Origin of the sequence: uncultured Lacinutrix sp., assembly GCF_947500605.1 — a bacterium.
GTDB lineage: Bacteria > Bacteroidota > Bacteroidia > Flavobacteriales > Flavobacteriaceae > Lacinutrix.
In genome coordinates, this window is the sequence record NZ_CANMSJ010000013.1 from 65,277 (window position 1) to 72,121 (window position 6,845).

General features: G+C 30.1%; 6 protein-coding genes. 3 read left to right on the plus strand and 3 right to left on the minus strand.

Annotation, left to right across the window (positions count from 1 at the left end):
- Positions 1–56: 56 nt before the first annotated feature.
- From Q0935_RS15150 to Q0935_RS15160, 3 genes are all read left to right on the plus strand, one after another.
- A complete protein-coding gene (locus Q0935_RS15150) occupies positions 57–2,459 on the plus strand; it encodes an O-antigen ligase family protein (RefSeq protein ID WP_299388048.1) in 2,403 nt (800 codons plus the stop codon).
- A gap of 87 nt (positions 2,460–2,546) precedes the next feature.
- Positions 2,547–3,407, plus strand: a complete 861-nt coding sequence (locus Q0935_RS15155) for a zinc-dependent peptidase (RefSeq protein WP_299388052.1) — start codon at positions 2,547–2,549, stop codon at positions 3,405–3,407.
- A 69-nt stretch (positions 3,408–3,476) separates the two neighbouring features.
- A complete protein-coding gene (locus Q0935_RS15160; RefSeq protein WP_299388055.1) occupies positions 3,477–4,421 on the plus strand; it encodes a pyridoxal-phosphate dependent enzyme in 945 nt (314 codons plus the stop codon).
- Positions 4,422–4,424: 3 nt separating this feature from the next.
- Here the strand turns inward: Q0935_RS15160 and rpe are convergent, their stop codons facing one another.
- The 3 genes from rpe to Q0935_RS15175 form a co-directional block, all read right to left on the minus strand.
- A complete protein-coding gene (gene rpe / locus Q0935_RS15165) occupies positions 4,425–5,087 on the minus strand; it encodes a ribulose-phosphate 3-epimerase (RefSeq protein ID WP_299388058.1) in 663 nt (220 codons plus the stop codon).
- A 43-nt stretch (positions 5,088–5,130) separates the two neighbouring features.
- Positions 5,131–5,538 (minus strand): BLUF domain-containing protein, encoded by a 408-nt coding sequence (locus tag Q0935_RS15170; protein ID WP_299254792.1) that lies wholly within the window; start codon positions 5,536–5,538, stop codon positions 5,131–5,133.
- A gap of 130 nt (positions 5,539–5,668) precedes the next feature.
- Complete coding sequence (locus Q0935_RS15175; protein ID WP_055435630.1) at positions 5,669–6,532, minus strand: sigma-70 family RNA polymerase sigma factor; 864 nt, start codon at positions 6,530–6,532, stop codon at positions 5,669–5,671.
- Positions 6,533–6,845 lie beyond the last annotated feature (313 nt).

Genomic DNA, 6,845 nt, shown 5'->3' on the forward strand with positions numbered 1-6,845 from the left:
CTTTGTTCAATTAATTTCATTTTGTAATTTGTTTTCGTAATTTATAATTTAATACAATGAAAAGGCTTCTAAAGAAAACTAGTAATGCAAATTATGTTATTATTTTTTTATACTTAATAACAATGTTTGTACCTTCATTAGGTGCTTTCGATTTTGCAGCTACGCAATGGTTTTATATAGGTATATTAAATGTCCTAGTCTTTTCGTATTACTTATTTGTACCAGGATATTTATCCTTTTCTTTTTCTAAATATGTAAAGATATTTTTTGGCATTCAATTTTTAATATTTATAGTGTCTTGTTTATCGATGACGCAATCAATAATTATTGATGAAAGCCTAGTTTATATATCAAGAATAGTCACTTTTATATTTAGTATTTTTAATTTATATGTAGTTTTTAGAGATAAAAAGCTGTTTAACTTTTTAGGAATAAGCATATTAGTAAGTGTCTTTTTATTTATAGAATCTTTTGAAGTTGTTTATTATTTTTTATCTAAATCTAGTGAGCTAAGAACTGCTGAGTTATTACAAAGTATTCCGCATCGTTATGGTAATAGAAATATCTTAGCAAGTGCATTAGTAATTAAACTTCCATTTGTATTGTATGTTTTTCAGCAATTAAAAGGTTTAAAAAAAGTACTTTCCTTAATAGTTATCTTTTTTGTAATAGCAGGTCTATTTTTAATTGGAGCAAGAACAGCAGCATTAATAATGGCTATAATGTTGGTAGCCTTTTCTGTAGTTTATTTTCTAATTTCAGAATATTCTATCAAGAAAAGTGTTTCTATTGTCTTGCCATTAGTAATTGCGGCATTTGTTGCTTTTGGGTTTTCTTTGTCTATAAATAAGATACATGAAGGAAAGTTAAACTCATACCAAAATTTGTTCTCAACTAAACTAGAGAAGGATTTGTATAACCCAAAAGGAAAAACAAATTTAGTTGATGGTAACGGAAGGTTAGGAATCTGGAATTCTGCTATTAAAGATTTTAAAAAATCACCTATTATAGGTGTTGGAGTAGGTAATTATAGGCATAATTCAAAAAGTGATCTTGCTATAAAACGAAGTAATAAGCAAGTTATATTTTCTACACAGGTGCATAATGATTTTCTTCAAGCTTTAGCTGAAACTGGGATAATAGGATTCTTGTTATATTTAAGTGTTTACGTATTAAGTTTCATACTCCTAATTATTTACTTTAAGAATTTGAAAACTAATTCTGAAAAGTTTTTCGCTGTAGCGATTGCTTTAGCTCTTATCGGGTATGCTATAGATGCCTTTTTTAACTTCCCTCACGATAGAGCACCAATTCAAGTTGTATTTGCATTAGTGCTTGCTACTATTTTAAGTCTTTCATATAAAGAAGAAGAAGTTTTAAATAAGATTGAAATTTCAAAAAGAAATAAATTAATAGGATTCTCAGTAGTCTTTTTACTGCTACTAAATAGCTTTAATCTTTTCAGAGATTATAGTGCATCAAAAGTGCAATTCACTTTAATGAAAGAGTTAAAAACTAAAGATGCCTTTACTCAAAAATTTAAATACTCGTACAAACAGATAATTGGTATGTTGCCAGACTATCCTTATGTAAACCAAATTGGGACTACAAATGATGATATTAAAGCAATGTTTGCTATCAATGATAAGGAGTATGATATCGCATTAAAATATTTGGATACTTCTATTGCTAGAATAGAGAATGATTTGTGGCCTCGAACATTAAAAGCTATGACATATAATGTTCTTAAGAATGAAGATAGCGCATTTGCTTATTCTAAAGAAGTTTTTGATGCAGCACCAAGTGTCGAATCTAATTTCTTTATTCTTAAAGATATTTATAAGAAACGTAAAGATACTGTAGCATTGTTTGAATTATACGACAGACATTTTAATGTAAGACCTAGAAATATTACAGGTTGGTTACACATGTGTAATGATATAAGAATATATTATAGAGATGATTTTTTAGCTCTAAGTAAAGTTAATTACGCGTTAGAAAGTTATCCTTACGATAAAGAACTTTTAAATTTTAAAAGTGAACTTGATAAAATTATGTCTAAGAAATCTAAATCTGATGCTATTGCAAGTAAATTAGGTAAAGGTGTTATAGATGAAATGACTAAGTACTTTAAAGAAGGTAATAGTTATTTCGATAAGAAAGATTATGCTAATGCTAGGATTCAATTCTTGAAAGTTTTAGAATTGGAACCAAATAATTTGCCAACGCATTTTAAATTAGGTTTACTTGAGAATCTTACACAAAATTATAAAGCAGCTATTCCTTATTTTACAAAGGTAATTAACGACAAATATTTAAGTAACGGCAGACCAGAATACAGTAGAGGAGTGTCTTATTTAAAGTTAAATGACAATGCTAATGCTATAAAAGATTTTAAAGTAAGTAGGTCTAAAAAATGGCCAGCTGCATTAAAACTTAGTGATGCTTTCTTTAAATAATGTAATTGCTTTGGGTTAATTGTTTTTCTTCTTATTTATAGAATAATAGTAGTGTTTCTCATTCGTTTTAATATGTATTGTTTTTAAATGAATTTATTATTTTCCCAAGTATTACAAGAGCCTGTAGGAATACAATCAGAAGTATTTTCATTAATATTTTATATTGGTATGGCAACTATAATTGGTTACCATTCATTTAAATTTCTAGAACAAGTATATGCTAGGAGAAAGCTAAAACCATTTTTTGTTTTTAATCATTTATTTAAAAGAAAATTAAATAAAAATCAGATTAACATTTTAGAGGATCAGTTCGATTTTTATAATAAACTAACTAATGAAGAGAAACGTAATTTTCATCATCGGATGGTTTGTTTTATTCGCGATAAGAAATTTGTTGGTAGAGAAGGTTTGCAAATAACAGACGAGATAAAAGTGTTAGTTTCTGCAACCGCAGTAATGTTAACTTTTGGTTTTAGAAAGTATTTAATTAAAACGCTCGATTTTATAATAATATATCCTTCTCAATACTATTCTAAGCAAAGTCAACAAAATCATAAAGGTGAGTATAATCCTAAGTTAAGAAGTTTAGTTTTGTCTTGGGAAGATTTTATTGAAGGTTATAATATAGGTAACGATAATTTAAATCTTGGTATTCATGAAGTCGCCCATGCGATGCATTTTAATAGTTTAAAAGAGAACGATATTAGTGCGTATTTATTTAAAAACAGGTTTTTAGATTTAACAGATTTTCTTCAGAAAAATCCAGAAGTAAGAGCTAAGCTTATAAATACTAAATACTTTAGAGCCTATGCTTTTACTAATCATTTCGAATTTCTTTCGGTATTAATTGAATGCTTTTTTGAAACACCAAAAGAATTTAAAACCCATTTTCCTAAAGTGTATAAATATGTTCAACAAATGCTTAACTTTAATTTTGCAAACTATTAATTATTTGAAGCTCTTAAAGCTTCAAGAATACTCCAAATCTTAAACATGCTATAACTTCTGAATAAAGCTATGAATAAAGAAACACTTTCCAAAACAAGCAAGCTTATAAAGCCTCACGTTCATAAAACAGCTGTTTTAAGTTCACAATTATTAAATAATATAGTAGGTGCTGAGTTGTTTTTTAAATGTGAGAATTTTCAAAAAATGGGGGCGTTTAAAATGAGGGGAGCAACAAATGCTATTATGCAACTTAGCGAAGCTCAACTAGAAAAAGGTGTGGTAACACATTCATCTGGTAATTTCGCTCAAGCAGTTTCTTTAGCAGCAAAAAGTTTAGATGTAAAAGCATACATTGTCATGCCAGAAAATGCGCCGCAAGTAAAAAAAAATGCTGTTTTGGGGTATGGCGGTAATATTACAGAATGTAAACCTACAGTAGAAGCGAGGCAAAATGCAGCAAATGATATTGTAGAAGAAAAAGGAGCAACTTTTATTCATCCATCTAATAATTTAAACGTTATTATAGGAAACAGCACTGCAGCAATAGAGTTGTTAGAAGATTATAATAATTTAGATTATATAATTACGCCAGTTGGTGGTGGTGGGTTAATCGCAGGTACAGCATTAGCAGCTCAATACTTTGGAGGTAAATGTGAGGTTATAGGAGCAGAGCCAAAGGAAGCAGACGATGCTTATAGATCGTTACTCAGCGGAAAAATAGAAAGTAATAGTACTACAAATACTATTGCAGACGGATTAAGAACAGAGTTGGGAGATGTAAATTTTCCAATAATTAAACAACAGGTAAAACAAATTATTAGAGTTGAGGAAACCGAAATAGTTGCAGCAATGCAATTAATATATCAACGATTAAAAATTGTTGTGGAGCCATCAAGTGCTACAGCATTAGCAGCTATTATAAAGCAAAAACACCAATTTTTAAATAAAAAAATTGGTGTAATATTATCAGGCGGTAATGTAGATTTAACTCAGTTACCGTTTGGTAAATATTAGCTATTATTTATTAGCTAAGTTTTTTAAATTCTTTATTGTTTCTGGCTGATTATTGCTTTTAAAAACATGGCTTCCAGCAACAAAAACATCAGCGCCAGCTTCCACTAATTTCTCAATGTTTTTATCTGTAACGCCACCATCAATTTCAATTTTGGTATCAAGACCTTGCTCATTAATCATTTTACGCAATTTCTTCACGCGTTGATAAGTGATCTCTTCAAATTTTTGTCCACCAAAACCAGGGTTAATAGACATTAATAATACCATATAACATTCAGGAAGAATGTCTTCTAAAACCGAAATAGGTGTAGTTAAGTTTAAAACAATACCAGCTTTACAGCCAGCATCCTTTATCTGTCTTAGCGTTCTGTGTAAATGTACAGTAGATTCGTGATGAACAGTAATAATATCTGCGCCAACCTTAGCAAATTCCTCAATGTAACGCTCAGGCTTTTCAATCATTAAATGAACGTCTAAAGGTTTTGTAGCGTGTTTTTTAATAGCTGCAATTACTGGCATTCCGTAAGATATGTTTGGCACAAAGTGACCATCCATTACGTCAATATGAAACCAGTCGGCATCACTATTATTAACCATTTCTGTATCACGTTGTAAGTTACCAAAATCGGCAGCAAGCATTGAAGGTGCAATTAATTTAATAGACATTTTATTTAGTTTTGTGTTGTTTGCACAAAGCTAATGCTTTTTATTATTTGTCGCTAAGTAGGTCTTCAATTATTTGTAAAAACAGAGCGCTGTTTTTATTGTTGTTTTTTTCTAATTCTAAAACATAACTTTGTAAGCTATAAAGAGTATCCATGTCTTTAACAATAGAATATCCAATTTCAAAAGATTTAAAACTAAGCTCTGTAATTGGTTTGTTTAAAAACTCAATAATATTAGAATGCCTCGAGTCTTTTTTTATTTGCTCATACACAGTGTCAATAATAATAGGATTACCTTCTATTACTTGAAAAAACAAATTGTTTCTTTTAACCAAAACGCCATTAATGTTATGGCTATTGTTTTTAGATTGAGTTTGGTTAAATAAAGCTTCCAGCTCCATGAGTTTTATAGAAGAATTTACTTCACTTGTATAGCAAATAGTTTTAAGCATGTTTAAATATAGTAATTTAAAATAATAAAATAAGGTGTAAAATGAGTGAACCCAGAGTAATCAGCTCTGGGTTCTTCATCAATCAAAAAACGAACAGTTATGAATAACTGTTTGTTAAGGTAACTCAGATTTATCCTAAGTAAGTTTTTAGTATTTTACTTCTAGAAGTATGTTTCAATCTTCTAATTGCTTTTTCCTTAATTTGTCTTACACGCTCACGTGTTAAGTCAAAAGTTTCACCAATTTCTTCCAAGGTCATTGGGTGTTGGTTTCCTAAACCAAAGTATAATCTAATAACATCAGCCTCACGAGGCGTTAATGTTTCAAGAGCACGTTCAATCTCAGTACGTAAAGACTCATGTAAAAGCTCACGATCAGGATTTGGAGACTCACCAGAATTTAATACATCGTAAAGGTTAGAATCTTCACCTTCAACTAAAGGAGCATCCATACTTACGTGACGACCAGAATTCTTCATAGATTCCTTAACGTCATTAATAGTCATGTCTAATTCCTTAGCAATCTCTTCAGCACTTGGTGGGCGCTCATGTGCTTGCTCTAAAAAAGCAAAAGTTTTGTTTATTTTATTAATAGAACCAATCTTGTTTAACGGTAAACGTACAATACGAGACTGTTCAGCTAAAGCTTGTAAGATAGATTGTCTAATCCACCATACAGCATAAGAGATAAATTTAAAACCACGCGTTTCATCAAAACGTTGAGCCGCCTTAATTAAACCCAAGTTACCCTCATTAATTAAATCTGGTAACGTTAAACCTTGGTTTTGGTATTGCTTAGCTACCGATACAACGAAACGTAAGTTAGCCTTAGTCAATTTTTCAAGTGCGATTTGATCGCCAGCCTTAATACGTTGAGCTAATTCAACTTCTTCATCTGCGGTAATTAAGTCAACTTTTCCAATTTCTTGTAGATATTTATCTAACGATGCGGTCTCACGGTTGGTAACCTGCTTGGTAATTTTAAGTTGTCTCATCTAAATAAGTTATAATTTGTGTCCGAAAATGGACGTGAATATTTTGCTATCGGTGGTTATACGTACAAAGAGTACATTTTGTTACAAAAATTTTTAATTATTTTTTAAGTATATCTTTTCAGAAGCCCAAAAGCATGAGTGATTAATGTTAAATCCTTCTTTATTAGCAGATTATATAATATGTTCAGCATTTTTTAATTTAATAAAAACAACACAAGTAATATTTATTAAATACCTTGGGCGTTACCTAAAGGTCGGGCTTTCCACTATATCTTTTTGCCGAAAAAGCAAAAAGGATGCCGTTTCAATCCCT